The sequence below is a fragment of the Pseudomonas sp. 18058 genome (assembly GCF_902706155.1).
Classification (GTDB): domain Bacteria; phylum Pseudomonadota; class Gammaproteobacteria; order Pseudomonadales; family Pseudomonadaceae; genus Aquipseudomonas; species Aquipseudomonas rustica.
In genome coordinates this window covers 1-25,494 of sequence record NZ_CACSJY010000028.1, presented here as the reverse complement: position 1 = coordinate 25,494, position 25,494 = coordinate 1, and the positions used below count along the sequence as shown (strand labels likewise).

Here is a 25,494-nt window from a genome sequence, read left to right as displayed (position 1 = left end):
GTTAATGTGCGCGGCGTTGACGCTTCTATAGACTGTGTCCGGGTTCTTGATTGACCCCCAATTGTTCCTTCGCGCCGCCGTTCGGCGTGATTTAGCCGTAGGTGCTGCTGGCACCGCGGCCTGTTCTGAGGAGTACGCATGGCTGTCTACAACTACGACGTGGTGGTACTGGGTTCCGGCCCGGCGGGAGAAGGCGCGGCAATGAACGCCGCCAAAGCAGGGCGCAAGGTCGCGATGGTCGACAGCCGTCGTCAGGTCGGCGGCAACTGCACCCACCTCGGCACCATCCCGTCCAAGGCACTGCGTCACTCGGTGCGGCAGATCATGCAGTTCAACACTAATCCTATGTTCCGGGCGATCGGCGAGCCACGCTGGTTCTCCTTCCCGGACGTGTTGAAAAGCGCCGAGAAAGTCATTTCCAAACAAGTCGCCTCGCGCACCGGCTATTACGCCCGTAACCGCGTCGACGTGTTCTTCGGCACCGGCAGCTTCGCCGACGAGCAAACCATCGAAGTGGTCTGCGCCAACGGCGTGGTCGAAAAACTGGTGGCCAAGCACATCATCATCGCCACCGGTTCGCGTCCTTATCGCCCGGCGGACATCGATTTCCACCACCCGCGTATCTACGATAGCGACACCATCCTCAGCCTCAACCACACCCCGCGCAAACTGATCGTTTACGGCGCTGGCGTGATCGGTTGCGAATACGCGTCGATCTTCAGCGGTCTGGGCGTACTGGTAGAACTGGTCGACAACCGTGGTCAGTTGCTGAGCTTCCTCGACTCGGAAATCTCCCAAGCGTTGAGCTACCACTTCAGCAACAACAACATCACTGTGCGCCACAACGAAGATTACGATCGCGTTGAAGGCGTCGACAACGGTGTGATCCTGCACCTGAAGTCCGGCAAGAAGATCAAGGCCGACGCCTTGCTCTGGTGCAACGGCCGTACCGGCAACACCGACACGCTGGGTCTGGAAAACATCGGCGTCAAGGTCAACAGCCGTGGCCAGATCGAAGTCGACGAGGCTTACCGCACCTGCGTACCGAACATCTACGGTGCCGGTGACGTGATCGGCTGGCCGAGTCTGGCCAGTGCCGCCCACGACCAGGGCCGTTCGGCCGCTGGCAGCATCGTTGATAACGGTAGCTGGCGCTTCGTGAATGACGTGCCGACCGGCATCTATACCATTCCGGAGATCAGCTCGATCGGCAAGAACGAGCAGGAGCTGACCCAGGCCAAAGTGCCGTACGAAGTCGGCAAGGCGTTCTTCAAGAGCATGGCGCGTGCGCAGATCGCCGGCGAGCCGCAAGGCATGCTGAAGATCCTGTTCCACCGTGAAACCCTGGAAGTGCTGGGCGTGCACTGCTTCGGTTATCAGGCGTCGGAGATCGTCCACATCGGTCAGGCGATCATGAGCCAGCCGGGTGAACTGAACACCCTGAAGTATTTCGTCAACACCACGTTCAACTACCCGACCATGGCTGAAGCCTATCGGGTAGCGGCGTACGACGGCCTCAACCGGCTTTTTTGACGGGCTCCGGCCGGTGGCCTGAGCCGGCCGGGGAGACCGATTTCAGCAATTCTCGAGCGTGGCAGTGGCCAAACCGGGAAAGTCTGTAATCAGGCTGTCAACGCCGAAGTCGGCGAGTCTGCGCATCAGCGCAGGCTCGTTGACGGTCCACACCGACACATGCAGCCCCTGACGCTGCGCCTTCTGCAGGCGTTCCGGCGTACACAGCGTCCAGTTCAGCGCAAGAATCTCGCAGCCGTAACTAGCCGCGACCTTCAACGGGTCGAGCCAGGCGTATTCGGCGACCAGTCCGCGTGACACATCCGGCACTAGATCCAGCGCTGCTTTCAGCACTTCCCGCGAACTCGAGGTGATCGTCACCTTGTCGAACAGGCCATGCCGTTGGGCCATTTCACGAATCGCCAGCACCGTGGTTGCGGCGCGCGTGCGTGAAGCGCTTTTCACCTCGAGCTGCCAGTGCTCGAAATCGCATTGCTCGAACAACTCTTCCAGCGTCGGAATCGGGCATGGCTTGATCCAGCCCGGGCCACCCTTGCGCGCGTCGTAAGTCACCAGTTCGGCGGCGGTGTGCTCGACGACTTTGCCGCGCCGATCCGTGGTGCGCTTGAGCGTCGGGTCGTGGATGACCATCAACTCGCCGTCCTTGGACAGGTGCAGATCGAGTTCGCAACGGCGTACGCCGTGCTTGAGACATTCCTGAAAGCTGCTCAGGGTGTTTTCCGGTGCTTCGCCCTTGGCGCCGCGGTGGCCGTAGATGAGGGTCACGGTTCTTCCTTAAATTAAATGCCTGATTCGATCTGTTCGCGGGCCAGACGTCGTTCCTGGGCCTGCTTCTGCAAGATATAGCGGGCGAGTAATTGGCGCTGGGCGTCGGTCAAGTGTTCGAACTCGGTGCCGACGTCGAATCCGTTGCCCTTGGGGTCGCAATGGGTGACGCGGGCGCGCAGCAACAGGCCCAGCGCTTGCGGCATCAGCACCAGTTTCACCGACAGGTGCGCGCCGGCGGCGATCGGTGTCGGGTGCTGAAAGTCGATCCCGCCTTCGGAAATGATCACCGGTTGCGGCTCGCCGATCTGGCCGAGCACGGTCAGGGCGACCACCTGGCTGAGCAGGTCGATGCGTTTGTTCTGGGATTTCAGGAACGCGGCGATGGCGCGGTCGCGCTCGCTGATCTGGCGCAACAAGTGCTGCGACTCGAATTCGCTCAGGTGCAGTTCGCTGAGCAGGTTGAACAGCGGGGAAGCATCCTGCAACACTTCCTGGCCTGCGGCTTCGGGAGCGGACAGGGGCCGAATTTCCAGTGCGATCGTGTCCTCGATACGGTAGTATTCGCGGCGATCTTCTTCATCTAATGTCGACATGGCGAACCCATGGTAGCGGCGGTGGTCTGAGTGTAAAGCTGGTTATCGACCCCCGCCACAAGGACGTTCCTTTTCCCTCCGAACAAGCCCCGACATGTTCAGACCTCTCTTCGTATTTATCGGCACGCGTTATACCCGTGCAAAGCGTCGCAATCATTTTGTGTCATTCATTTCCCTGACTTCGATGATCGGGCTCGCCCTTGGCGTGGTCGTGATGATCGTCGTGCTGTCGGTGATGAACGGCTTCGATCATGAGATGCGCACCCGCGTGCTGGGTATGGTGCCCCACGCGACCATTGAATCCACTGAGCCGATCAACGACTGGCAAAGCCTGGCCACCAAGGTCAAGCAGAACCCGCAGGTGACGGCGGTTGCGCCGTTCACCCAGATGCAGGGCCTGCTGACCAACAACGGTCAGGTCTCCAAGGTGTTGCTCAATGCCATTGACCCTGCGCTCGAGCGCAAAGTGTCGATCATCGACAACTTCATGAAGCAGGGCAAACTCGACGATTTGACGCCGGGCAGCTTCGGCATCGTCATCGGCGACAAGGCCGCGACCAAGCTGGGCGTCGGCATCGGTGACAAGGTCACCTTCGTCGCGCCGGAGGTCAGCGTGACCCCGGCCGGGATGTTCCCGCGCATGAAGCGCTTCACCGTGGTCGGCATTTTCCATGTCGGCGCCGGCGAGCTCGACGGCTATCTGGGCGTCACCAACCTGCAGGATCTGGCGAAGATGCACCGCTGGAAGCCTGATCAGGTGCAGGGCATCCGCCTGAAGTTCGACGATCTGTTCCAGGCACCGCGTGTGGCGTGGAACATCGCCCAGCAACTTGGCGAAGACCATTACTACGCTCGTGACTGGACGCGCACCCACGGCAATCTGTATCAGGCGATCCGCATGGAAAAAGCCATGATCGGCCTGCTGTTGTTGCTGATCGTTGCGGTCGCTGCGTTCAACATCATTTCCACGCTGGTGATGGTGGTCAACGACAAGAAGGGCGACATCGCCATTCTGCGCACCTTGGGCGCAACGCCGGGCACGATCATGCGCACGTTCATGGTGCAAGGCACGGTGATCGGTGTGGTCGGCACGGCGATTGGCGCGGTGGTCGGGATTTTCGCGGCGCTCAACGTCAGTGCGGCGATCTCGGCACTGGAAGGGCTGATCGGCCACAAATTCCTTAATGCTGACGTGTATTTCATTGATTATCTTCCGTCGCAGGTGCAGAGCCAGGACGTGGTCATGGTCTGCGCGGCGGCGTTGGTTCTGAGTTTCCTCGCCACCCTGTATCCCGCCTGGCGTGCCGCGCGCACCCAGCCGGCGGAGGCGCTACGTTATGAGTGAGTCGGGCATGAGTGAACAAGCAATCTTGAGCTGCCGCAACCTGGGCAAATCCTACGAGGAAGGCCCGGAGTCGGTAGAAGTGCTGGCCGGTCTGCAACTGGAGTTGCACCCGGGCGAGCGTGTGGCGATTGTCGGCACCTCGGGTTCGGGCAAAAGTACTTTGCTCAACCTGCTCGGTGGACTGGATACGCCGACCAAGGGCAGCGTCTGGCTCGACGGTGAAGAATTGTCGGCACTGAGCGAGAAGAAGCGTGGCCTGCTGCGTAACCGCGCGCTCGGTTTCGTTTACCAGTTCCACCATTTGCTGCCGGAATTCACCGCGCTGGAAAACGTCTGCATGCCGCTGCTGATCGGCAAGACGCCGATCCCTGAAGCGCGTCAGCGTGCGACCGCTTTGCTGGAGCGCGTCGGCCTCGGCCATCGCCTTGAGCACAAACCTTCGGAACTGTCCGGTGGCGAGCGTCAGCGTGTGGCGATTGCCCGTGCCTTGGTGAATAAGCCAGGCTTGGTGATGCTCGACGAGCCGACCGGCAACCTCGACTCCCACACCGCGCAGGGCATTCAGGATTTGATGCTGGAACTCAGCACCTCGATGCGCACCGCGTTTCTGGTAGTGACTCACGACATGAACCTGGCCCGCCAGATGGATCGCGTACTGCACCTGCAAGAAGGTCGCCTCACGCCTATCTGATTGGCTGAAACCCGACTCCTGCAAAGGCGTCGGGTCTTTTATTTTTATACGGTGCCCCAGCGAATGTTCAGACCGTTATCGATCTTTATCGGCACGCGCTATACCCGCGCCAAGCGCCGCAATCGCTTTGTTTCGTTCATTTCGATGACCTCGATGATCGGCCTCGCCCTCGGCGTGCTTGCAATGATCGTGGTGTTGTCGGTGATGAACGGCTTCCAGCGCGAAATGAGCTCGCGCATCCTCGGCATGGTGCCGCACGCGACCATCGTTGGTGTGAAGCCGATTGATGACTGGCAGCCAGTGGCCGCCGCCGCGATGAAAAATCCCGAAGTGACTGCCGCTGTGCCGTTCACCGAAATGGAAGGCATGCTCTCCTATAAAGGCATGATGCAGCCGATCCAGATCAGCGGCGTCGATCCTGCGCAGGAAGGCAAGGTCTCGATCGTTGCCCAGCACATCGTGCAGGGCCGTCTCGATGCGTTGAAACCGGGCGAGTTCGGCGTGGTGATCGGTGAAATCACTGCGCGACGTTTCCGTCTCAACGTCGGCGACAAAATTACCCTGATCGTCCCGGAAGTCAGCACCGCGCCGGGTGGCATCACCCCGCGCATGCAGCGGCTGAACGTGGTCGGCGTGTTCAAGGTTGGCGCTGAACTGGACGGCTCGATGGGCCTGATCCACGTCGCCGATGCCGCGACCATGCAGCACTGGGAACCGAATCAGGTACAGAGCGTGCGTCTGGCAGTCAAAGACCTGTACGCGGCGCCGAAAGTCTCCGCAGACATCGCCGCCAGTCTGGGCGCCGAGTTCAAGGCTGATGACTGGACGCACACTCAGGGCAGCCTGTTCAGTGCGATGAAGATGGAAAAAACCATGATCGGCCTGTTGCTGCTGATGATCGTCGCGGTGGCGGCGTTCAACATCATCGCGACGCTGATCATGGTGGTGAACGACAAGGGCGCGGACATCGCGATCCTGCGTACCATCGGCGCGACGCCCCGGCAGATCATGGCGATTTTCATGGTGCAGGGCACGGTGATCGGGATTGTCGGTACGATCATTGGCGGCGTGTTGGGCGTGATTGCGGCGTTGAATGTCAGTCAGATCGTCGGCTGGATTGAGCGCGTCAGTGGGCAGCATATCTTCAGTTCTGATGTGTATTTCGTCAGCAATCTGCCGTCGGAATTGCAGGGCGGGGACGTGCTGTTGATCTGCTCGGCGGGGTTCATCTTGAGCTTCCTGGCGACGGTGTATCCGGCGTGGCGAGCGGCGAAGATCGAGCCGGCTCATGCCCTGAGATATTCGTAAGCGATCCCAAGCTCGTTCCCACGCTCTGCGTGGGAACGCCTCAACGGACGCTCCGCGTTCGGCTCTGGAAGGGACGCGGAGCGTCCCGGGCGGCATTCCCACGCAGAGCGTGGGAACGATCAGCTTCGAGGCAACTCAATCACAAACCGCGTCCATCCCGCCTCTGATTCGCAACGAATCTGCCCCCCATGCGCGCGGACGATCGACTGAGTAATCGCCAACCCCAACCCCGCATGCTCACTGCTGCCTTCCTGCCGCGCCGGATCGGCCCGATAAAATCGGTCAAACAGCCGTGGCAACAACTCCGCAGAAATCCCATCCCCAGTGTTTTCAACCGAAACCCGCACAGCACCCGGTAATTCAGCGATCCGCAAACTCACTGAGCCCGCCGCCGGGGTAAACCGCAGCGCGTTATCCAGCAAATTCGACAAGGCCCGCCGCAACATATTGCGATCCCCTTCGATCTGCGCGTTACCTTCGCGGCTCAGCGTGACGCCGGCGTCCTCCGCCAGCGGCGCAAAAAACTCCAGCAACACATCGGTCTCATCCGCCAATTCCAGCGGCTCACGCTTGGGCATCAACAAACCGTGGTCGGCCTTGGCCAGGTACAACATGTCGTTGACCAGTTGCGCCATCCATTGCAGTTCTTCGAGGTTGCTGTGCAGCGCTTCGCGGTAATCCTCGATCGGCCGGGGGCGGGTGAGGGTGACCTGGGTATGAGTCAGCAGGTTCGACAGCGGCGTGCGCAGTTCATGGGCGATGTCGGCTGAAAACGCCGAGAGCCGCTGAAACGAATCGTCGAGACGGCCGAGCATGGCGTTGAAACTGTGGGCCATTTCCGCAAGCTCTGGCGGCATTTGCGCTTCCGGCAGTCGGGCATTTAGCGATTGTGCAGAAATCCCACGCGCCACCGCGCTCATGCGCCGCAATGGATGCAATCCGCTACGAGCTGCCCACGCGCCGAGCAACGCCGTGGCCAGTGCCGAGAGGCCGACGGTGAGCCAGATCAAATGCTGCATGCGTTGCAGGAAGTGTTGGTGATGGGTGATGTCGAGCAACAGGCTCAAGTGCGGCGAATCGGACTTGTCCGGGTAGAGCGGGGCGTTGAGTACCCGGTAATCGGTGCCGTCAGTGCTGATCGTCGACAGCCCGTTTTGCGACGGCAAATCCTTAGGGATCTGCGTCGAGCTGTCGTACCAGCGCTGGCCGTCAGCACCGGTGATGCGCAGCGACAAATCGGCCTGACGACTGAGCTCATCCGCCAGTCGCGCTTCACGCTGAGTCGGCTGAACGTCCTGCAGCGCACGGCGCAGGCCAATCAGTTTGCCATCCAGTTGTTGCTGGTCGAGCTCAATGAAATGCACCTCGCTGGCGCGGTTGAACAGCACCCCGGCGAACAGCGAGACCACCGCGGTGCAAGCGGCGAACAACAACGCCAGGCGCGAACTCAGGGACAAACGGCGCATCAGACGCTGCGCTCTTCAAGCACGTAACCCATGCCGCGCACGGTGTGGATCAGTTTGTTGGGGAACTCGTCGTCGATTTTCAGGCGCAAACGGCGGATCGCCACTTCGATGACATTGGTGTCGCTGTCGAAATTCATGTCCCAGACCTGCGAGGCGATCAGTGATTTCGGCAGCACTTCGCCTTGGCGCCGCAGAAGCATTTCCAGCAGGGCGAACTCTTTGGCGGTCAGATCGATGCGCTGGCCACTGCGTTCTACACGGCGGCGAATCAGATCCAGACGCAAGTCGGCGAGTTGCAGACTGGTTTCCTGTGGCGTGGCACTGCCACGACGCAACAGACTGCGCACCCGCGCCAGCAACTCGGAGAAGGCGAACGGTTTGACCAGATAATCGTCAGCACCGAGTTCGAGGCCGTGAACCCTGTCCTCCACCGCGTCTTTAGCCGTGAGAAAAAGTACCGGTGTGTCCAGTCCGGCACTGCGCACCGCTTGCAGAATCTGCCAGCCACTGCGACCGGGCAGCATCACGTCGAGGATCAACAGCGCATAATCACCGCTCAATGCCAATTGCTGACCGCTGTTGCCGTCGGCCACCAGTTCGGTATTAAACCCGGCCTCGGTCAGGCCCTGACGCAGGTATTGGCCGGTTTTCGCTTGGTCTTCGACGATCAACAGTTTCATGGGCGACTCGGGTTATTCGGGGATGGCTCAGTGAAGGCTTTATACCGTGAGAGCACGCGTGAGGCGCCAACCTGACAAAGTTGTAATCTGCCTGTCAGGTTGATGCCAGTGCAGGGCGGCTAAAGTTTCCCACAGGCTGAACCTTATCTTGTTGGAGAACGATCATGTTTTTACGCCAATCCCTGGCCCTGTGTTTGTTGGCGTTGAGCTCGCCGGTATGGGCGGCTCCCGCGCACACTTACGACTTCGGCCAGCCAGCGCCTGCTGCCCAAGCCACGCGCAGCGTTGAAGTGGTGCTGAACGACATGTCATTCGACCCCAAGGCGATTCAGGTCAAGGCCGGTGAGACCGTGCGTTTTGTGCTGGTGAATAAAGGCCAGTTGCTGCACGAATTCAACCTCGGTGACGCAGCGATGCATGCCAGACACCAGCAGGAAATGTTGCAGATGCAGCAAAGCGGCATGCTTACGCCTACCGGCATGAAGGAAATGTCCCACGACATGGCCGGTATGGATCACGCCGCGATAGGCCACGGGATGAAGCATGACGACCCGAACAGCGTGCTGGTTGAACCGGGTAAAACAGCGGAATTGACCTGGACGTTCAGCAAAGCCACGAGCCTGGAATTTGCCTGCAATATTCCGGGGCATTATCAGGCGGGGATGGTGGGTAAGTTGACTGTCAGTCAGTAACCACTCAAAGCCGCGCGCAAAGGCTGGTAGAATCCGCTGATTCTTCAGTCAGGTTTCCGCCATGCATCCCGCAGCCGAACATTCGCCGCTGGGCAAGTCCAGCGAATACATCGCCACTTACACGCCGTCCTTGTTGTTCCCGATTCCGCGCACTGCGAAGTGGGCGGAGCTGGGGCTGACCGCCGAGACCCTGCCTTATAAAGGTGTGGATTTCTGGAACTGCTTCGAGCTGTCGTGGTTGTTGCCGTCGGGCAAACCGGTGGTGGCGATTGCCGAGTTCAGCATTCCGGCGGATTCGCCGAATATCATCGAGTCGAAGTCGTTCAAGCTGTACTTGAACTCGTTGAATCAGACGCCGTTTGCTGACGTCGCCACGCTGGAAGCGACGCTGGTCAAGGATCTGTCGGCCGCTGCCGGGAAACCGGTGGGCGTGCGGGTGCGCAGTTTGAAAGACGTTGAAGCCGAAGGCGTTGTGGCGTTGCCGGGCGTGTGCATCGATGATCTGGATATCAGTGTCAGCAACTATGAGCATCCGCGCCCGGAGTTGCTGCGTTGCGATGAGTCGCGGATCGTCGAGGAGACTGTTTACAGTCATCTGCTTAAATCGAACTGCCCGGTGACCAGTCAGCCGGACTGGGGCACGGTGGTCGTGGAATATCGCGGCTCGGCGCTGGATCACGCCAGTTTGCTGGAGTACATCGTGAGCTTCCGTCAGCACTCGGACTTTCATGAGCAGTGCGTGGAGCGGATCTTTCTTGATCTGCAGCGACTGTTGAAGCCGGAGAAGCTGACGGTGTTTGCGCGGTATGTGCGTCGCGGTGGTCTGGACATCAACCCGTATCGCAGCACTGAAAGCGTACAACTGCCGAACGACCGGCTCGTGCGACAGTAAGATCAAAAGATCGCAGCCTTCGGCAGCTCCTACCTTTGGAATGCACTCCCCATGTAGGAGCTGCCGAAGGCTGCGATCTTTTAAATGTCAGAAATGAAAAAGCCCTGCCGGTGATGGCAGGGCTTTTTTATGTATCAGGGGAAATCAGATCCCCATGCTACCCAGCGCATTGACGATATTGCGCAGGGTGCCGGCGATCGCCGGGTGCTCGACTTCGAAGCGCTCGACCGCCAGGTTCACGCCATCGGCGATGCTGGCGTCCTGAGTAGCGTTCTCCAATTGGATTTCAGACTCGATTTGCGCCATCAACACGCGCAGATCTTCACGTTCGGCTTCCGACAGTGGCGGATTCTGCTCCAGTTGCTCGCGCAGGGTTTCGAGCTGTTTTTGCAGTTCTTGGGCCGGCATTGGTGTTTTCCTTTTATCGAGAGGCACTGGCATTGACCGCAGCCGCGCGCCAAAGGTCTGTGGCTGACCTTTAGATTAATCCACTCTCGTTCAAACTGCATGATCCCGATCAGGGCTTTTCGCCTTTGAGGCGGCGCAGGCTGATGTCGGCGAGGCAGGTGTCGAGTTCGCCCAAGTGATCGATCACTGAATGCACGCCAAGCCCGAACAATTGCACCGTCGCTTTGCCCCGCAGTTGTTCGCGTTCTTTTCGCGTCAGCGCTTGCCATTCACTCGGCGCCAGACCGCACAGTGAACCGCAGGAGGCGAGGCCGATCGTCCATAACCCGGCGTTCAGCCCGGCTTGCAGCAAACGAGGTTCGCCGCTGACCAGCACGCAGCCATCGAGCCGATCGACGTTGAGTCCCATCAGTGCTTGCCAGCAAGCATTCGGCGCGGGCCACGGATTGTTTGTTGCTGAATGTTGCGAAGGTTTGATCCACTCCGGCAAAGCGGCCGACAGCGGTTTTGCCAGGGCAGGGGGGAGTTCATCGATCCATGCGCAGGGGATTTTACGGCGCTGCAGGCTGAGCAGGCTATCGAGTGCGCCGGGAGTTGTTTCAGCGTGCTCCGGGTCGCTGCCGCCAAGCTGCCGCGCACGTGCGCCGAAATCCACCAGACAGCCACTGAGCCCGAACAGCACGGCGGTCAGGCTGGGTGTGGCGAGCGGTAAGGTTTCGGCCTGTGACATGGAAGCGTCCCTGAAATAGCGTCAAGGCTAGGGCGCGAGAATGACAGTTGGATGACAGGGCTTGCGGAAGGGAATGAAGGAAACTTCCTACAGACAGTCTCATGCCAGACTGCCCAAAATGCCGATTGCGCTTATACTAGCGTTCTTACGCGTGGCCTCAGCTGCCCGTGCCAGAATCAAATCCAAGGAGTTTTCTATGCGCTGGAGCAATCCTCTCGCTCAGCTTTGTGTATGCGCCAGTGTCATGCTGGTTCCGTTCGCCGCCAACGCTGCGACGGAAGAAGACCCTTGGGAAAGCGTTAACCGTCCGATCTTCCAATTCAACGATTTCGTTGATACCTACGCGCTGAAGCCGCTGGCACAGGGTTATCAGTTCGTGACGCCGCAGTTCGTTGAAGACGGCATCCACAACATGTTCCAGAACGTTGGCGACGTCACCAACCTGGCGAACAACATTCTGCAAGCCAAACCGGCTGCCGCTGGCGTTGATACGGCGCGTCTGATCTTCAACACCACTTTCGGTCTGCTCGGTTTCTTCGATGTCGGCACGAAAATGGGCCTGCATCGCAGTGACGAAGATTTCGGCCAGACCCTCGGTTACTGGGGCGTGAGCAGCGGCCCGTACGTGATGCTGCCGTTGATGGGCCCGAGCACCCTGCGTGACGCGCCGTCCAAGTACGTCGACAGCTTCACCGGCATGTATCGCTACATCGACGACGTACCGGCGCGTAACTCGATCTTCGGTCTGAACATCGTCGACACCCGCGCCAGCCTGCTGTCGAGCGAGAAGCTGATCAGCGGCGACAAGTACACGTTCATCCGCAACGCTTACCTGCAGAACCGCGAGTTCAAAGTTAAAGATGGTCAGGTTGAAGACGATTTTTAATCTCGACCTGTAGAAACAACAAGGCGACCCTCGGGTCGCCTTTTTTGTGTGCGCTTATTTCATCTTCAGAATGGTCAGGCCGAGCTTCTGAGCGCCGCCATCTTGTGCGCTGACCCAGACCACTTCGGTCTCGGCCTCAAGGCCAGTGAGCGCTGCATGGTCGGAGTCGATCCGCACGCGCAAACGGTCGCCGACCGCGAATTCTCTGGGCGCTTCGACCTGCATGCCACTGCTCGAGAGGTCGATGCACACTCCTGAAACCTCATCACCCTCATGAATCAACACGACATCGGCATCGACTCGCATGCGGATGAAATCGCGCTTTTCGCTGTAGTCCCGACCGGTTTGACTCATGCCTTCGTCCTTCCATTGGGTTACGGTTTGAGCTGTTCTTATAACTCTCAGTGATTTGACAAGTAAAGTCGTCAAGCGACCATCGGCGCATGCTTGAAACGCTCTGCGGATGGGAGTACCGTCTGCGCCTTAGAAGGGCACCTCTGAAGTAACTGCGTTTCGGCCTATGCTCGAAAGCGGTGCAACAGAGAGGCTAGAAAGCGAATCCAGTAGTCCGCGCAGGGTTGTTACCTTGCCCACTACGCCAACCTAATTCTGGCGCCGTTTGCCCACATGCCAAAAACCAGTGCCACGCTGCTGATAATCGATGATGACGAAGTAGTGCGCGCGAGCCTCGCGGCCTATTTGGAAGACAGTGGTTTCAGCGTCCTGCAGGCCAGCAACGGCCAACAGGGTCTCAAGGTATTCGAGCAAGAACAGCCCGATTTGGTTATCTGCGATCTGCGTATGCCGCAGATGGGCGGACTCGAATTCATTCGCCAGGTCACCGAGCGTTCGCCGCAAACGCCGATGATTGTGGTGTCGGGTGCCGGCGTGATGAACGACGCGGTCGAGGCCTTGCGCCTGGGCGCGGCGGATTACCTGATCAAGCCTCTCGAAGATCTGGCCGTGCTCGAGCACTCTGTGCGCCGGGCCCTCGATCGTTCGCGTCTGCTGCTGGAAAACCAGCGCTACCGCGAGAAGCTGGAAAAGGCCAACCGTGAGCTCGCCGCCAGCCTGAACCTGCTCCAGGAAGACCAGAACGCCGGTCGCCAGGTGCAGATGAACATGCTGCCGGAAAGTCCGTGGAGCATCGACGAGTTCAAGTTTGCCCACCAGATCATCCCGTCGTTGTACCTGTCGGGTGATTTTGTCGACTATTTCCGTGTCGACGAGCGCCGGGTTGCGTTTTACCTGGCGGATGTTTCCGGGCATGGCGCCTCGTCAGCCTTCGTCACGGTGCTGTTGAAGTTCATGACCACGCGCTTGCTGTTCGAATCCAAGCGCAACGGCACATTGCCGGAATTCAAGCCTTCAGAAGTCCTTGGTCATATCAACCGGGGGCTGATCAGTTGTAAGCTGGGCAAACACGTCACAATGGTCGGTGGAGTCATCGACGAGGAGACCGGTTTGTTGACCTATAGCATTGGCGGTCATCTGCCTTTGCCAGTGTTGTACACGCCTGACAGTGTTCGTTATCTCGAAGGGCGCGGTTTGCCGGTGGGCCTCTTCAATGAAGCCACCTACGAAGACCACGTGCTTGAGCTGCCGCCGACGTTCAGCCTGACGCTGATGTCCGATGGCATTCTGGATCTGTTGCCAGAACCCACGCTCAAAGAAAAAGAAGCTGCTTTGCCCCAACGGGTGAAGTCGGCGGGCGGCAGCCTGGATGGTCTGCGGCAAGTGTTTGAATTGGCCACGCTAGGGGAGATGCCGGATGATATCGCCCTGTTGGTGTTGAGCAGGAATCTTTAATGAGTACCGGTAGAATCCAGTTCGCCGAGCAGGACGGCACCTTCGTCCTGAAATTCGTCGGTGAAGTTCGCCTGACCCTGTGTTCGGCGTTGGATGCGACTATTGAGAAAATCTTCACCGCGCTGAATTTCAACGCGATCGTGATCGATTTGACCGAAACCCGCAGCATCGACAGCACCACGCTTGGTTTGCTGGCCAAACTGTCGATCCTGTCGCGGCAAAAGGTCGGCCTGCTGCCGACTGTCGTGACCACCCACGATGACATCACCCGTCTGCTGCAATCGATGGGGTTTGAGCAGGTGTTCAACATCGTCAACCACCCGGTGCCATGCCCGGAGTGCCTGGACGACCTGCCGGATCAGGATCAGTCGGAAGAAGTGGTGCGGATCAAGGTGCTGGAAGCGCACAAAATCCTCATGGGCCTGAACGATTCCAATCGCGAAGCGTTTCATGACCTGGTGAATGCCCTCGAAAGGCATTGATCTCATGTAGTGATGTCGTCTGGGCTTGCTCGCGAAGGCTTCAGGTCTGTCGGCGGATGGCTTGGCACCGAACAAAAAAGGGCGAACCCTCACAGATTCGCCCTTTTTGCATTTCAGAAAATCAAATCACAGCTTGGCCAATAACACCGCCTCAAGCTTCTCCTGATCCCGAGACAATTCAAGAAGTGATGCTGTCCGGGCTGGCTCCTTCGCGAGCAAGCTCGCTCCCACACTGGATCAGCGTCGTTCACAAATCCCCTTGTGGGAGCGAGCTTGCTCGCGAAGGCTTAAGTTCAGTCAACGCAGCTCTCAATCCAGAACAAAAAAGGGCGAACCTGTGAGGGTTCGCCCTTTTTGCATTTCAAACAATCAAATCACAGCTTGGCCTGCAACAGCGCCTCAAGCTTTTCTTGGTCGCGAGCGAACTGACGGATGCCTTCAGCGAGTTTCTCGGTGGCCATCGCGTCTTCGTTGGACAACCAGCGGAATTGCGCTTCGTTCAGGCTCTGACGGGCTTCACCGGCGTGACCTGGGGCCAGTTTGCGTTCCAGCTTGCCGTTATCCGCTGCCAGTTTGTCGATCAGATCCGGGCTGATGGTCAGTCGGTCGCAACCGGCCAGTTGCTCGATCTGATTCAGGTTACGGAAGCTCGCGCCCATGACCACGGTCTTGTAGTCATTGGCCTTGTAGTAGTTGTAGATGCGCGTGACCGACTGTACGCCCGGATCATCGGCACCGGTGTAGTCGTTGCCGTTGGCCTTTTTGTACCAGTCGTAGATGCGGCCCACGAATGGCGAAATCAGGAACACGCCGGCATCGGCGCAGGCTGCGGCCTGGGCGAAGGAAAACAGCAGGGTCAGGTTGGTTTGAATGCCTTCCTTTTCCAACACTTCAGCGGCGCGGATGCCTTCCCAGGTCGAAGCGATCTTGATCAGTACGCGGTCGCGGCCAATGCCAGCCTTGTCGTACAGCTCGATCAGGCGATGTGCGCGCTTGAGCACGGCGTCTTTGTCGAACGACAGGCGTGCATCCACTTCGGTGGAGATGCGGCCCGGGATCACTTTAAGAATTTCCTGACCTACCGCGACGCCAAAACGGTCGCTGGCCAGGCCGACATCGCCCTTGCAGTCGCTGACGCAAGCGTTCAGCAGCTCGGCGTAGCCGGAAATGGCCGCGGCTTTGAGCAGCAGGGAAGGGTTGGTGGTGGCGTCGACCGGTTTGACTCGGGCGATCGCTTCGAAGTCGCCAGTGTCGGCCACTACGGTGGTGAATTGTTTGAGTTGTTCCAGCTTGGAAGTCATGGGCGTGCTCTATCCTATGGGTCTGATGACATTACCCGAGCGCTGACGGTCACTCAAGGGCGTGGACGTGTATCGATGGCCCCTGCGGCAACAACCTGAAAACGATTGTTTGAAAGGTGGGGCGGGCTATCGATGAATACGATGCCAAAACAGCGCACAGGTTCAAAGCAACCGACCTGCGTACAGATCGGTTGCGCACGGACTACTCAGCGTTCAACAGGGTTTCGACCGACATTCGCGCCGGTTTCGGCTGACCGTCAGAGGTCAACAGGCCGAAGTTCTTCTCGCGATCGTTACTGCCGGAATCACTGTTCTTCCATTCATAGATAGACGTCAGCGGGATCTGCAGTTTTTTAACATCGCCAATAAAGGCGTTGATCTTGCTCGCCTGACCGTCGGCGCCACCATTAGAGCTGAGCGCTGAGACACCCCACTCACTGATAACCCCCGGCAAATGGAAATTCTGCTGAATGAATGCCTGCGCGCTGCTGATCTGTGCGGCAGTCATGCCATACGGGTGATACGACACCGCGCTCAGGCATTTCGGGTATTCGCTGACGATGCGGTTCAGCGCCACGGTGGACGCGGAACCGGCGGTCGGCGGCCGCGCGAAGCCATAACCCACCAGTGGCGTCGCCAGCGGCTTGCCCTGCAACGTCTTGCACACCGAACTCATGAACGGCACGAACGTCGTGTCGAAATTGCCCGTCGGCCAGTAGGTCGGCAGATCCGGCTCGTTCCACAGCTCAATCGCCACCAGTTGCGCGCTGTAGGACGTTTCCAGGCTTGTCACGGCATTGGCGAACGCTTCACCCGCCGTCGCCAGTTCGCTGCCTGACGAAGCCGGCAACGGCTTGATCGCGCGCACCGTCAACAGCACCGGCAACCCCGCTGATCGCGCCGCCGCAAAGGCAGCGCTGACCTGCTGTTGATAGGCCTTGGCGCTCAGGCTGTCGCTCCACACACCGAAGCGCACAAAACTGAACCCGGCCGCTTTGATCTGCGCGGCATCGGCGGCGGTGAAGTTCTGGATCTTCACCTGCACGCCGATGGTCTTGGCGGGGAGGTTAGGGAACAGTTCACTGGCGTGAACCTGACTGGTGGAACTGAGCAGCGCCAACGTCAGCGCGCCAAGTTGTTTCAGAGGTGTCGATTTCATGTCTGCTCTCCCGAAGAGAAATGACAACTACGAAGAATGATCTCTTTTCTCAATTTTCGAGTGAGGTGATGGCACTTAGTGCGCGAATGTTATTTTTTGTCGGAAAACAATCAGCCGAAAATCACAGTTATTTTTAGTCCGCTAATAGTGGTTGGGCGCCTTTAAAACGCTGTGGTACTTAATGCTCCAGTACTAACAGGGCGATTCTATTTCTGAGTGCAGAAAGATCCACAGGGTTCATTGCAATCCTTTGGCATGTTGGCCGTTTGACATTACCCGGGAAAGTAAAACCTTGTTCAGAAAGATCCTTGTTGTGTGCGTGGGCAATATTTGCCGCAGTCCGACGGCAGAACTGTTGCTGCGTAACGCGCTGGCCTCGTCAGCGATCACCGTCACCTCCGCAGGCCTTGCGGCGCGGGTCGGCGAGGGTGTCGAAGCGTCGGCGCGTCAGGTGCTCGAAGATCACGGCCACAGCGCCGAAACGTTCAAGGCTCGGCAACTGACATCAGACATCGTCAATGAATCAGACCTGATTCTGGTCATGGAAAAACAACACGTTAATCAAGTACTGAAGATTGCCGCGCACGCGAGGGGCAAAGTGTTTCTGCTTGGCAAGTGGCAGAGCGAGCGCGAAATACACGATCCGTATCGTCAAGGTAAAGCCGCTTTTATCCATGCGCATGCATTGATTGAAGATGCAGTTAGTTCATGGGCGCAGCGCCTCGGGCATTGACGAATATTCTTCAGAACAGTGAATGGTAAGAACAGACTTATGCAGTTACCGTCCGTAATCGGCACCCGTGACAATGATCAAGACAGCATTGATCTGCTCGGTATCTTTGGCAGCCTGATCGATCAGAAATGGTTGATTGGCGCGCTCACCGGCGCGTTTATGGTCACCGGCATTGCCTATGCGGTTTTGGCCACGCCGGTGTATTCGGCGAACGCGCTGGTGCAGGTCGAACCGAAAAAGAACGACATGCTCGGTTTTTCCGACCTCAACAGCATGCTCGGCGGCCAATCGCCGTCGGTGACCGAGATCGGCATCATCAAATCCCGCGCAGTGATCGGCAAAACCGTCGACGACCTGCGCCTGGACATCGACGTCAGCCCCAACACCTTTCCGCTCATCGGCGGCTTTCTCGCCCGGCGTTATCGCGGCGAAACCGACAGCAGCGTCGCCGCGCCGCGTCTCGGCCTGAACAGCTACGCCTGGGGCGGTGAGCGGCTGGAGTTTGCCCGGCTCAATCTGCCAAAAGAACTGCTCGGCAAAAAACTCACGCTGATCGCTGGCGAACAACATCGCTTCCAGTTGCTCGATGACAACGACAACCTGCTAGCCGAGGGCGCGATGGGCGAAGCCTTTGCGCAGGATGGCGTGGAAGGCTTGATCACTCAATTGCAGGCCAATCCCGGTACGCGTTTCGAAGTGGTGCGCAACCCACGCATCGTGACGATTCAGGGTTATCAGGACGCGCTGGATATTTCCGAGCAAGGCAAAGAGTCGGGAATCATTCGTCTGGCCCTCGCCAGTGCCGACGCGCCTGAAGCGGTGAAGATTCTCAACAAGATTGCCTCGCTCTACGTCGAGCAAAACGTACGCCGTACCTCGGCGGAAGCGGCGCAGAGCCTGGCCTTCCTGCAAAGTCAGTTGCCGCAGGTCAAACGTGATCTGGCCAAGGCCAGCGATGCCCTCAACGCCTATCAGACCCACGGCAAAACCGTGAACATTTCCCTGGAAACGCAATCGGTGCTCGGTCAGTCCGTGGCGCTGGAAACGCGGATTTCCGAGCTGAAAATGCAGCAGGCGGAGATGGATCGCAAGTTCACCAAACAGCACCCGGCCTACCGCGCGTTGATGAGCCAGATCGGTGAACTGACCCAGCAGCAGAAGTCGCTGGAAGGCAAAGTCCAGGACTTGCCGGCCACCCAGCAAGAACTGCTCAACCTGACTCGCGATGTCGAAGTCGCCTCGCAGATCTACACGCAGTTGCTCAACAAATCCCAGGAGCTGGACATCGTCCGCGCCGGTGCGGTGGGCAACGTGCGTCTGGTCGATACGGCGGACGTTGACCTGACCAGCCCGGTCAAACCGAAGAAAGCCTTGATCGTGTTGATCGCGACATTCTTCGGCGCCTTCGTCGGTGTGGCGCTGGTGCTGCTGCGCAAATCCCTGAGCCGTGGGCTGGAAGGCCCCGAAGCCATCGAGCAACTCGGTTTGCCGGTGTACGCGTCGATTCCCTACAGCGCGCTGCAACAGGAAGAGGACAACAAAAAGGGCCGCGCCCGCGATGGCGTCGACAAACCGGCGTACCTGTTGGCGCTGCGCAATCCGACCGATCTGTCGATCGAGTCGATCCGCAGCCTGCGCACTTGCCTGCACTTCGCCGGGCTCGATTCGACCAACAACCGCATCATGATTTCCGGGCCGAGCCCGCAGGTCGGCAAGACTTTTGTTTCGTCCAACCTCGCGGCGGTCATGGCGCTGAGCGGCCAGCGCGTGGTGCTGATCGACGCCGACATGCGTAAAGGGCATCTGCACAAAACCCTCAATACGCCGATCAGCAACGGTTTGTCCGACTTGCTGGTGAAGCGCTGCAGCATCGATCAGGCGATCAACAAAGTTGAAGTCGACAACCTGCATTTCATCAGCCGTGGTCAGGTGCCACCGAATCCTTCCGAGCTGTTGATGCACGCGAACTTCCGCGAATTGCTCGCGCAACTCAGCGAGATGTACGACGTGGTGATCATCGATACGCCGCCGCTGCTGGCGGTGACCGATGCGGCGATTGTCGGCCGTGAAGCGGGCATCAGCCTGATCGTCACGCGCTTCGGGGTGAACCCGGCCAAAGAGATCGAGCTGACCATCCGCCGCTTCGCGCAGAACGGTATCGAGTTGAAAGGCGCGGTGTTCAACGGCGTCGAGAAGCGTGCTGCGAGCTATTACGGCAACGGCGGCTACGGCTATTACAACTACGAATACGCGTCCGACAAGTCCTGAGTTTTGGCGATTGTCCTTTCCTGTTTGAAGTGGGTGAGTTGTGAAAAAAATACTGCACGTGGCAGAGACGATCAAAGGTGGCGTCGCAACCGTTATTCGGACGATTTCGGCGTCGCCGGAAGGCGATGCGGCCGACTACGAGTTGGTGTATCTGGTGCCGGAGGATCAGGCCAAAGAACTGCACGGCATCGGCGCGCAACAGATCCGCACCTTCCCGCGTACCGGGCGAAATGTGCCGTCGTTGCTGCGTTTCGCCTGGCGTCTGACGCAAGTGCTGCTCAAGGAAAAACCCGATGTGGTGCATTTGCACAGCACTTTTTCCGGGGTGATTGGCCGCTGCGTCTGCGTGCTGTTGCGTCCGTGGCGCAAGCCGAAAATCGTCTACTGCCCGCACGCGTTTTCGTTCCTGATGGAAAGCTCGCCGATCAAGCAGAAGGTCTATGCGTGGATCGAGCGCGTGCTGCAAAAGGTCACCGACGTGATCATTTGCGTCAGTCAGTACGAACTCGACAAAGCCGCGCGCTTCGGCATCGAGCGCAAACGCATGAAGCTGATCTACAACGGCATTCATCATAAGGACGACGCGCCGAAAGCCGCGAGTCCCGAGCCGATTCATCTGCTGTTTGTCGGCCGTCTCGATTACCAGAAAGGCTTCGACGTGCTGCTCAAGGCCTTCGCCAATGTGCAGCGCAATGACCTGAAACTGACGGTGGTCGGCAGCGCGGTTAACGAAGATTCGGTGGAGTGTCCGCCGATGGATTCGGTCGAATACCTGCCGTGGGTCACGCCGAGCGAAGTGCAGGCGCTGTACCAGAAAGCCGATGCGCTGATTGTGCCGAGTCGCTGGGAAGGTTTCGCCATGGTGCCGCTGGAAGGCATGGCCATGGGGCTGCCGGTGATCGCCAGCAATTGCACCTCGCTGCCGGAACTGGTCACGCACGGCGTGTCGGGCTACGTGTTTCCGTCCGGTGATCACCAGGCGCTGGCCGATGTGCTCGCGCAAATCCAGAAGCCGCGCTTGCTCGATCTCGGCAGCGAAGGGCGCAGCATCGTCCGCGAGCGTTTCAGCGCCGCGTTGATGATTCGCCAGACCTACGACCTGTATCGCGCTCCCACTTTTTAAGTAGAACTCAAGCATATGAACGTAACGATTTTGCATGGCTACAGTGCGTCCAACTCCGGTGACGGCCTGCTCGTCGATCTGGCCATTGCCTTGGTGCAGCGCAACTTTGGCGACGACACCGCGATCAGCGTGGTCGCCTCCGATCCGGATTCTTTCAGCTATCTGCCGCACCCGCGTTTCGACGCGCCAGTGATGGCGGCCAAGGGCCTGGGCCGGGTCAAGCAAGCGGTGTTTCTCAATCAGTCCTACGCCGGGTTGGCGGATCTGCTGCAGAAAACCGATCTGATCGTCGGTGTTGGCGGCGGCTACATGCGTTCGAAAAGCGCTTTCGAACACATCAAGTTGAAGCTCGGCCACGCCAAACAACTGGAAACCGCGATCCTCAGCAAAGTGCCGTCGGTGTACCTGCCGCAAAGCATCGGCCCGTTCCATGGCGAGAGCAGCAAAATCGTCGAGCACTACGCCAACGCCGATGCGGTGTTCGTGCGTGACAACCGTTCCTCGGCGATTTTCGACGCCTGCGAAAACGTCTACCGCGCGCCGGATCTGGCGGTGCAATCGTTGGCGAGCAAAATTCTCCAGCAACCGAAGTTCACCCGTTGCGCCGCATCGCCGGCCACGGTGTGCGTGGTGCTGCGCAAGCCGCCGGAGTGGAGCAAAGACAAGAAGGTCGCCTACGTCGCCAATCTGAAGCTGCTGCTGCAACGCCTGAAGCAAAAAAGCAAAGTGGTCTGCGCCGTGCAGAGCGCCGTGCGTGGCAACGATGACGGTGCGTTCTATCGCGAACTGGGCATCACTGAAGACCTGCTGTCGTTGAAGGCGACCATCGCCAAATATCAGCCGGATCTGGTGATCTCTGTGCGCCTGCACGGCGCGATCGAATCGCTGCTGTCCGGCGTGCCGGCGTACCACATCAGCTATGAGCGCAAAGGCTTCGGCGCCTATCAGGACATGGGCGTCGAGGATTGGGTGATCAATGGCGGCGACATCGAAGTCGACACCATCATCAACACGGTTTACGCGCCAAATGCGCTGTCGAATTTCGGCCAGCGCTTGACCGATACCTGCCGTGAAATTGAAGCGAAAACCGTGGCCATGGACGAAATCATCAAGGGTGTCGTTCGATGATATTTCGGCTGCTGCTTCGCGGCGGAGCTTTGGGCGCGAAGTTTTTGCTGGTGTTGGCGATCACCCATTACCTCGGTTATGAGGCGCTGGGTTTTTACGGCGTGGTGGTCGCCGCGTCGTTGATCGCGTCGAAGTTTTACAGCGTCGGTTTCAGTTCCGAGATCAATCGCTTGATCAGCGTGGGCGGCAGTTCGCGCCGCGTGGTCGACAAGGTTTTGCTGTTGTACCTGGCGGTGGGACTGGTGCTGTCGGTGGTGACGGTGCTGATTTATTCACTGTTCCAGACCGTTGAAGCGACGGCGACGCTGATCCTCTGCGTAACCCTGGTTTTGCTCACCGAGCACCTGTCGTTCGAGATCAACTCGTTCGTGTTTTCCGCACAAAAAGCCACGGCCGGCGCATTGCTTTTCTTCATCAAGACCGGTCTGTGGGCGGTGTTGGCGGTGGGCGGGATGATGCTCGGCTGGGTGTCGGGCATCGCCAGTGTGTTGTGGTTGTGGGTCGCGGCGAATGTGCTGGTGATTGTCGCCGGATACTTGATTGTGGTGAACGTGCACAAGGGCCGCGAGAGCTCGACGCTGGCGACGGGCGCGGTGTGGAAGGCCGGGTTGCCGTTCTACCTCGGCACCGGTTTGATCGCGTTGAGTCAGTACGCCGAGCGTTTCCTGATTATCGATCTGGAGCCCTACGCCAGCCTCGGTAAATATGTGTACGCGTGGTCGGCGGCGAACACCTTGCAAGCCTTGTCCTATGCGGTGGTCGCGGTGGTTGGCATTCCGGTGTTGGCCAAGCGGTTTCAGGCCGATCAGCAGGCGTTTACGGTCAAGCAATTGTTCGTCAATAAATGGGTGATGCGTTCGCTGGTGGTGTCGGCGGCGGTGGCGGTGGCGATTTATCTGTTCTTCAACGTGGTGCTCGATTACGTCGCCACCAGCGTGCCGCGTCCGGACAATGCGATTCTTGGCGTGTTGATCTTTTCCTTCGCGTTGCGGGCGATTGGCGACATCGTCTGGGGCGGTTTGATTGCCTCGAAAAACAGCCGTGTATCGCTTGCCAGCGCGGCGATCTGCCTGCTGGTTTCGGTGCCGGTCAGCTATGTGTTGATCAAGCACTATTCGATTTATGGCGCGGCATGGGGCAATGTTTTCGCGATCATCGTGCAGCTCGGCGTTATTGCCGTTTTGACGCGCGTGACCGCTGCGAAAAAGGCTGCCGTGTCATGGGCCTGAAGCTGCCGTGCATCGAGTTTCGCGGCAAGCGACTCGATTCGTATGTGTCGTTCCTGATTCTGTTCACCGGGTTGTTTTTGTCGGTGGCCATGCCGCTGCTGATCCCTCGCGATCCGGGCCCGGATGCGATGACCTTGTGGTCGTCCTACGCGCGCGCCGACAACTGCAACTTCTGGAATCCGTTCTCGCCCGATCGCTCATCGTACGAGTGTTCGGCGTTCCTGCTGCGGCCCACCGGGATCAACCTGACCAATGCCTGGGCCTACGGCATGTTCTGCAATTTCTTCCTCACGGCGATTCCGGTGGTGGTGTTTCGGCGCATGCCGTTGGCGATCTTCGGCACCCTGTGTTTGTGGGGCATCGTCCGCTCGTTTTTCCTTGAGAACCTGACCAAGGAAATCATCGTGTCGGTGGCGGTGTTGAGCATTTTGCTCAGCTCGTTGACGCGCAAATATCGTGGCGGATTCTTTCTCTCAGCGGTGATCTACGGCGTGCTGATCCGCCCGTACTGGATTCTGTTTTCGCTGTCGTGGGTCGGCGTCTGCGTGATGAAAAAGTACGTGTCGCGCACGACTTTCTTCCTGATGTTGTTCCTGTTCTATCTCGCGGTGGCCATGGCGATTCAGCTGGCGCTGGGCTTCCCGGTGTCGTCGATTCGCGCCAGCAACAACGAACTGCGCACGGCGGGCGAGGAGGGCTCGAAGTCGTTGATTGTCTCGTGGCTGACGGGCAGCGACTTCGTTTCGCAAGCGCTGGACTCGATGATCATCTTCTTCCGCTTATCGTTCCCGGTGGAGCTGATTCTGTTGTCCGGGCCGGGGCAGGTGATCTTCGTGGCGTTGATGATCATGACCGCGCTGCTGCTGTTCAAAGTCATCACTTCGACCGATTACAAAGGCGCGCCGATCCAGACCAAACCCAAGGAACTGATCGCAATTCCGCTGGCGTTTCTGTTGGTGCAGGGTTTGTTCGAGCCGGACTTCGGCTCCTTCGCCCGACACTTTTCGATGGTGGTGCCGGTGCTGTTCGTGGGGCTGGGCTTGATGCTGCGGGCGAACAAACCGGTGCAGGTTGAATCAAGAATTCTGAATTGAGGCAGGTGCTTTATGTCGAGCAAGAAAAAGTCCCTGGAGATTGAAACCCTGCGCGGTCTGGCGTGCCTGCTGCTGGTGCTTTACCACGTCATCGGGCCGTTGGGCGGCGGGTTGAAGATCGATATCGGCTCGCCGTTCCGGGTGATCGCCGACTCGATGGTGTACGTGCGCATGCCGCTGTTCACCTTTATTTCCGGGTACATCTATTCGATCTACAAAATCCGTGGCAACGACTTTTCCGCGTTCTTCAGCGGCAAGGTGCGGCGCCTGATCGTGCCGTTGTTTTGCGTCGGTGTGCCGTTTTCGGTGCTGCAATCGGTGGGGCCGGGGGTGAACAAGGATGTCGGTGTGATCGACGCGTTGCTGTCGTTCTGGGTGCCGATCAACCACTTCTGGTTTTTGCAGGCAGTGTTCATCATTTTCATGTTCGTCGGGTTGTTGGAATGGCGCGGGATGCTGCGCTCGGCGACGCGCTTGTATGGGTTGTTCGCGTTTGCGGCGCTGTTGTTTTTGCTGCCGCCGTTCAAACTCGATGCGTTCGGGATAAACGGTGCGATCTACCTGCTGCCGTTTTTTGTTGCGGGGATGATCGGGCAGGAGAATGTCGAGGCGCTGAAGCAACGGTTCGCGATGATCGGGCCGGTGGTGTTTGTGCTGATTTCGCTGACGTTGCTGTATGTGGCGGCGCTGGATCGTGAGCTGATTGTTGATCGCCGCAGCTTGATTGGTTTGACGGTGGGGTGTGTGTCTTGCTTTGCGTTCTTGTCGAGTGGGATGCGCTCGAAGGCGTTGACCTGGTTGGGTGGGTATTCGTATGCGATTTTTCTGTTTCATGTGCTGTTTGCGGCGACGTCGCGGGTGGTGCTGGGGCGGTTAGGTGTGAAGGATGAGAGCTTGTTGGTACTGGGTGGGTTGAGCGTTGGGCTGCTGGGGCCGGTGGTGTTGTCGATGGTGTTCAGCCGGTTTAATTTCACCTCGGTGTTGTTTCTTGGTGAGCGAGCGGCGGTGAAGAAACCTGTGGCGGTCATTGCCCCGGTGGTGCCGGTTCAGAATAGCTAGAAGCTTCGCGAGCAAGCCCGCTCCCACAGTGGATATCGAGATCTCCTGTAGGAGCTGCGGCACGCTGCGATCTTTTGCTGTTGCTTCTAAAGATCAAAAGATCGCAGCGTGCCGCAG

25 protein-coding genes are annotated in these 25,494 nt (G+C 58.7%); 16 read left to right on the top strand and 9 right to left on the bottom strand.

The genetic code is table 11. The features are described 5' to 3' along the window. Positions 1-138 precede the first annotated feature (138 nt). On the top strand, positions 139-1,533 hold the full coding sequence (gene sthA / locus GVL50_RS16495; RefSeq protein ID WP_038362239.1) for a Si-specific NAD(P)(+) transhydrogenase: 1,395 nt from the start codon (positions 139-141) through the stop codon (positions 1,531-1,533). A gap of 42 nt (positions 1,534-1,575) precedes the next feature. Here the strand turns inward: sthA and GVL50_RS16490 are convergent, their stop codons facing one another. Beyond that, positions 1,576-2,298: a glycerophosphodiester phosphodiesterase gene (locus GVL50_RS16490; protein ID WP_159814277.1), complete on the bottom strand. Its 723-nt coding sequence runs from the start codon at positions 2,296-2,298 to the stop codon at positions 1,576-1,578. Between the two features lie 14 nt (positions 2,299-2,312). After that, complete coding sequence (locus tag GVL50_RS16485; RefSeq protein ID WP_159814275.1) at positions 2,313-2,894, bottom strand: PilZ domain-containing protein; 582 nt, start codon at positions 2,892-2,894, stop codon at positions 2,313-2,315. Between the two features lie 94 nt (positions 2,895-2,988). On the opposite strand from GVL50_RS16485, the gene GVL50_RS16480 reads away from it, so the two are divergent. The 3 genes from GVL50_RS16480 to GVL50_RS16470 all read left to right on the top strand — a co-directional run bounded on the left by GVL50_RS16480 (position 2,989) and on the right by GVL50_RS16470 (position 6,238). Next, the gene (locus GVL50_RS16480) at positions 2,989-4,239 is read left to right on the top strand and encodes a lipoprotein-releasing ABC transporter permease subunit (protein ID WP_053122066.1); all 1,251 of its coding nucleotides are present in this window, start codon (positions 2,989-2,991) and stop codon (positions 4,237-4,239) included. After that, positions 4,232-4,930, top strand: a complete 699-nt coding sequence (lolD, locus tag GVL50_RS16475; RefSeq protein ID WP_008087731.1) for a lipoprotein-releasing ABC transporter ATP-binding protein LolD — start codon at positions 4,232-4,234, stop codon at positions 4,928-4,930. The genes GVL50_RS16480 and lolD overlap by 8 nt, the downstream gene beginning before the upstream one ends. A 63-nt stretch (positions 4,931-4,993) precedes the next feature. Next, positions 4,994-6,238: a lipoprotein-releasing ABC transporter permease subunit gene (locus GVL50_RS16470; RefSeq protein ID WP_053122062.1), complete on the top strand. Its 1,245-nt coding sequence runs from the start codon at positions 4,994-4,996 to the stop codon at positions 6,236-6,238. 119 nt (positions 6,239-6,357) lie between these two features. On the opposite strand, the gene GVL50_RS16465 is transcribed toward GVL50_RS16470, so the two are convergent. After that, the gene (locus GVL50_RS16465; protein ID WP_159814273.1) at positions 6,358-7,704 is read right to left on the bottom strand and encodes a heavy metal sensor histidine kinase; all 1,347 of its coding nucleotides are present in this window, start codon (positions 7,702-7,704) and stop codon (positions 6,358-6,360) included. Further along, complete coding sequence (locus GVL50_RS16460; protein WP_159814271.1) at positions 7,704-8,384, bottom strand: heavy metal response regulator transcription factor; 681 nt, start codon at positions 8,382-8,384, stop codon at positions 7,704-7,706. Before GVL50_RS16460 ends, GVL50_RS16465 begins: the two co-directional genes overlap by 1 nt. 164 nt (positions 8,385-8,548) lie before the next feature. Here GVL50_RS16460 and GVL50_RS16455 point away from each other — a divergent pair, with 164 nt between their 5' ends. Together GVL50_RS16455 and queF are read left to right on the top strand one after the other, a co-directional pair. Further along, a complete protein-coding gene (locus GVL50_RS16455; protein ID WP_159814269.1) occupies positions 8,549-9,076 on the top strand; it encodes a plastocyanin/azurin family copper-binding protein in 528 nt (175 codons plus the stop codon). Positions 9,077-9,137: 61 nt separating this feature from the next. Further along, positions 9,138-9,968 (top strand): NADPH-dependent 7-cyano-7-deazaguanine reductase QueF, encoded by an 831-nt coding sequence (gene queF / locus GVL50_RS16450; RefSeq protein WP_159814267.1) that lies wholly within the window; start codon positions 9,138-9,140, stop codon positions 9,966-9,968. Positions 9,969-10,112: 144 nt separating this feature from the next. Here the strand turns inward: queF and GVL50_RS16445 are convergent, their stop codons facing one another. Together GVL50_RS16445 and GVL50_RS16440 are read right to left on the bottom strand one after the other, a co-directional pair. Further along, positions 10,113-10,376, bottom strand: a complete 264-nt coding sequence (locus tag GVL50_RS16445; protein WP_053122053.1) for a DUF4404 family protein — start codon at positions 10,374-10,376, stop codon at positions 10,113-10,115. 109 nt (positions 10,377-10,485) lie between these two features. Then, on the bottom strand, positions 10,486-11,106 hold the full coding sequence (locus tag GVL50_RS16440; protein WP_159814265.1) for an HAD family phosphatase: 621 nt from the start codon (positions 11,104-11,106) through the stop codon (positions 10,486-10,488). 196 nt (positions 11,107-11,302) lie between these two features. Here GVL50_RS16440 and GVL50_RS16435 point away from each other — a divergent pair, with 196 nt between their 5' ends. Then, positions 11,303-11,992: a VacJ family lipoprotein gene (locus GVL50_RS16435; RefSeq protein ID WP_053122049.1), complete on the top strand. Its 690-nt coding sequence runs from the start codon at positions 11,303-11,305 to the stop codon at positions 11,990-11,992. A 54-nt stretch (positions 11,993-12,046) separates the two neighbouring features. On the opposite strand, the gene GVL50_RS16430 is transcribed toward GVL50_RS16435, so the two are convergent. Next, positions 12,047-12,346 carry a PilZ domain-containing protein gene (locus tag GVL50_RS16430; protein ID WP_159814263.1) on the bottom strand — a complete coding sequence of 100 codons (300 nt, stop codon included), beginning with the start codon at positions 12,344-12,346 and terminating at the stop codon, positions 12,047-12,049. 273 nt (positions 12,347-12,619) lie between these two features. On the opposite strand from GVL50_RS16430, the gene rssB reads away from it, so the two are divergent. Then, positions 12,620-13,801: a two-component system response regulator RssB gene (gene rssB, locus GVL50_RS16425; RefSeq protein ID WP_053122045.1), complete on the top strand. Its 1,182-nt coding sequence runs from the start codon at positions 12,620-12,622 to the stop codon at positions 13,799-13,801. Beyond that, positions 13,801-14,283: an anti-sigma factor antagonist RssC gene (rssC, locus tag GVL50_RS16420; RefSeq protein WP_042560140.1), complete on the top strand. Its 483-nt coding sequence runs from the start codon at positions 13,801-13,803 to the stop codon at positions 14,281-14,283. The genes rssB and rssC overlap by 1 nt, the downstream gene beginning before the upstream one ends. A gap of 374 nt (positions 14,284-14,657) precedes the next feature. On the opposite strand, the gene tal is transcribed toward rssC, so the two are convergent. Both tal and GVL50_RS16410 read right to left on the bottom strand, forming a co-directional pair. Then, entirely contained in the window at positions 14,658-15,584 is a 927-nt protein-coding gene (tal, locus tag GVL50_RS16415; protein WP_053122043.1) for a transaldolase, read from the bottom strand. Positions 15,585-15,786: 202 nt separating this feature from the next. Then, positions 15,787-16,743 carry a cellulase family glycosylhydrolase gene (locus GVL50_RS16410; RefSeq protein ID WP_159814261.1) on the bottom strand — a complete coding sequence of 319 codons (957 nt, stop codon included), beginning with the start codon at positions 16,741-16,743 and terminating at the stop codon, positions 15,787-15,789. Positions 16,744-17,035: 292 nt separating this feature from the next. Between GVL50_RS16410 and GVL50_RS16405 the strand changes: the two genes are divergently transcribed. The 7 genes from GVL50_RS16405 to GVL50_RS16375 are packed head-to-tail and all read left to right on the top strand — an operon-like array spanning position 17,036 to position 25,377. Next, positions 17,036-17,476, top strand: coding sequence for a low molecular weight protein-tyrosine-phosphatase (locus GVL50_RS16405; RefSeq protein WP_053122039.1), 441 nt, complete (start codon positions 17,036-17,038; stop codon positions 17,474-17,476). A gap of 39 nt (positions 17,477-17,515) precedes the next feature. Continuing rightward, the gene (locus GVL50_RS16400) at positions 17,516-19,744 is read left to right on the top strand and encodes a polysaccharide biosynthesis tyrosine autokinase (RefSeq protein WP_159814259.1); all 2,229 of its coding nucleotides are present in this window, start codon (positions 17,516-17,518) and stop codon (positions 19,742-19,744) included. Between the two features lie 40 nt (positions 19,745-19,784). Beyond that, positions 19,785-20,867 carry a glycosyltransferase family 4 protein gene (locus tag GVL50_RS16395; protein ID WP_053122031.1) on the top strand — a complete coding sequence of 361 codons (1,083 nt, stop codon included), beginning with the start codon at positions 19,785-19,787 and terminating at the stop codon, positions 20,865-20,867. Positions 20,868-20,882: 15 nt separating this feature from the next. After that, positions 20,883-21,995, top strand: coding sequence for a polysaccharide pyruvyl transferase family protein (locus GVL50_RS16390; RefSeq protein WP_159814257.1), 1,113 nt, complete (start codon positions 20,883-20,885; stop codon positions 21,993-21,995). After that, entirely contained in the window at positions 21,992-23,224 is a 1,233-nt protein-coding gene (locus GVL50_RS16385) for a phosphoribosylaminoimidazole carboxylase (protein WP_159814255.1), read from the top strand. The genes GVL50_RS16390 and GVL50_RS16385 overlap by 4 nt, the downstream gene beginning before the upstream one ends. After that, positions 23,215-24,318, top strand: coding sequence for a hypothetical protein (locus GVL50_RS16380; protein ID WP_053122025.1), 1,104 nt, complete (start codon positions 23,215-23,217; stop codon positions 24,316-24,318). Before GVL50_RS16385 ends, GVL50_RS16380 begins: the two co-directional genes overlap by 10 nt. Before the next feature lie 12 nt (positions 24,319-24,330). Further along, the gene (locus tag GVL50_RS16375; RefSeq protein WP_159814253.1) at positions 24,331-25,377 is read left to right on the top strand and encodes an acyltransferase family protein; all 1,047 of its coding nucleotides are present in this window, start codon (positions 24,331-24,333) and stop codon (positions 25,375-25,377) included. Positions 25,378-25,494 lie beyond the last annotated feature (117 nt).

Bases quoted from the DNA above. Each gene is read 5' to 3' on its own strand.
- sthA (WP_038362239.1), top strand. From the start codon at position 139: ATGGCTGTCTACAACTACGACGTGGTGGTACTGGGTTCCGGCCCGGCG.
- GVL50_RS16485 (WP_159814275.1), bottom strand. From the start codon at position 2,894: ATGTCGACATTAGATGAAGAAGATCGCCGCGAATACTACCGTATCGAG.
- GVL50_RS16480 (WP_053122066.1), top strand. From the start codon at position 2,989: ATGTTCAGACCTCTCTTCGTATTTATCGGCACGCGTTATACCCGTGCA.
- lolD (WP_008087731.1), top strand. From the start codon at position 4,232: ATGAGTGAGTCGGGCATGAGTGAACAAGCAATCTTGAGCTGCCGCAAC.
- GVL50_RS16470 (WP_053122062.1), top strand. From the start codon at position 4,994: ATGTTCAGACCGTTATCGATCTTTATCGGCACGCGCTATACCCGCGCC.
- GVL50_RS16465 (WP_159814273.1), bottom strand. From the start codon at position 7,704: ATGCGCCGTTTGTCCCTGAGTTCGCGCCTGGCGTTGTTGTTCGCCGCT.
- GVL50_RS16460 (WP_159814271.1), bottom strand. From the start codon at position 8,384: ATGAAACTGTTGATCGTCGAAGACCAAGCGAAAACCGGCCAATACCTG.
- GVL50_RS16455 (WP_159814269.1), top strand. From the start codon at position 8,549: ATGTTTTTACGCCAATCCCTGGCCCTGTGTTTGTTGGCGTTGAGCTCG.
- queF (WP_159814267.1), top strand. From the start codon at position 9,138: ATGCATCCCGCAGCCGAACATTCGCCGCTGGGCAAGTCCAGCGAATAC.
- GVL50_RS16445 (WP_053122053.1), bottom strand. From the start codon at position 10,376: ATGCCGGCCCAAGAACTGCAAAAACAGCTCGAAACCCTGCGCGAGCAA.
- GVL50_RS16440 (WP_159814265.1), bottom strand. From the start codon at position 11,106: ATGTCACAGGCCGAAACCTTACCGCTCGCCACACCCAGCCTGACCGCC.
- GVL50_RS16435 (WP_053122049.1), top strand. From the start codon at position 11,303: ATGCGCTGGAGCAATCCTCTCGCTCAGCTTTGTGTATGCGCCAGTGTC.
- GVL50_RS16430 (WP_159814263.1), bottom strand. From the start codon at position 12,346: ATGAGTCAAACCGGTCGGGACTACAGCGAAAAGCGCGATTTCATCCGC.
- rssB (WP_053122045.1), top strand. From the start codon at position 12,620: ATGCCAAAAACCAGTGCCACGCTGCTGATAATCGATGATGACGAAGTA.
- rssC (WP_042560140.1), top strand. From the start codon at position 13,801: ATGAGTACCGGTAGAATCCAGTTCGCCGAGCAGGACGGCACCTTCGTC.
- tal (WP_053122043.1), bottom strand. From the start codon at position 15,584: ATGACTTCCAAGCTGGAACAACTCAAACAATTCACCACCGTAGTGGCC.
- GVL50_RS16410 (WP_159814261.1), bottom strand. From the start codon at position 16,743: ATGAAATCGACACCTCTGAAACAACTTGGCGCGCTGACGTTGGCGCTG.
- GVL50_RS16400 (WP_159814259.1), top strand. From the start codon at position 17,516: ATGCAGTTACCGTCCGTAATCGGCACCCGTGACAATGATCAAGACAGC.
- GVL50_RS16390 (WP_159814257.1), top strand. From the start codon at position 20,883: ATGAACGTAACGATTTTGCATGGCTACAGTGCGTCCAACTCCGGTGAC.
- GVL50_RS16385 (WP_159814255.1), top strand. From the start codon at position 21,992: ATGATATTTCGGCTGCTGCTTCGCGGCGGAGCTTTGGGCGCGAAGTTT.
- GVL50_RS16380 (WP_053122025.1), top strand. From the start codon at position 23,215: ATGGGCCTGAAGCTGCCGTGCATCGAGTTTCGCGGCAAGCGACTCGAT.
- GVL50_RS16375 (WP_159814253.1), top strand. From the start codon at position 24,331: ATGTCGAGCAAGAAAAAGTCCCTGGAGATTGAAACCCTGCGCGGTCTG.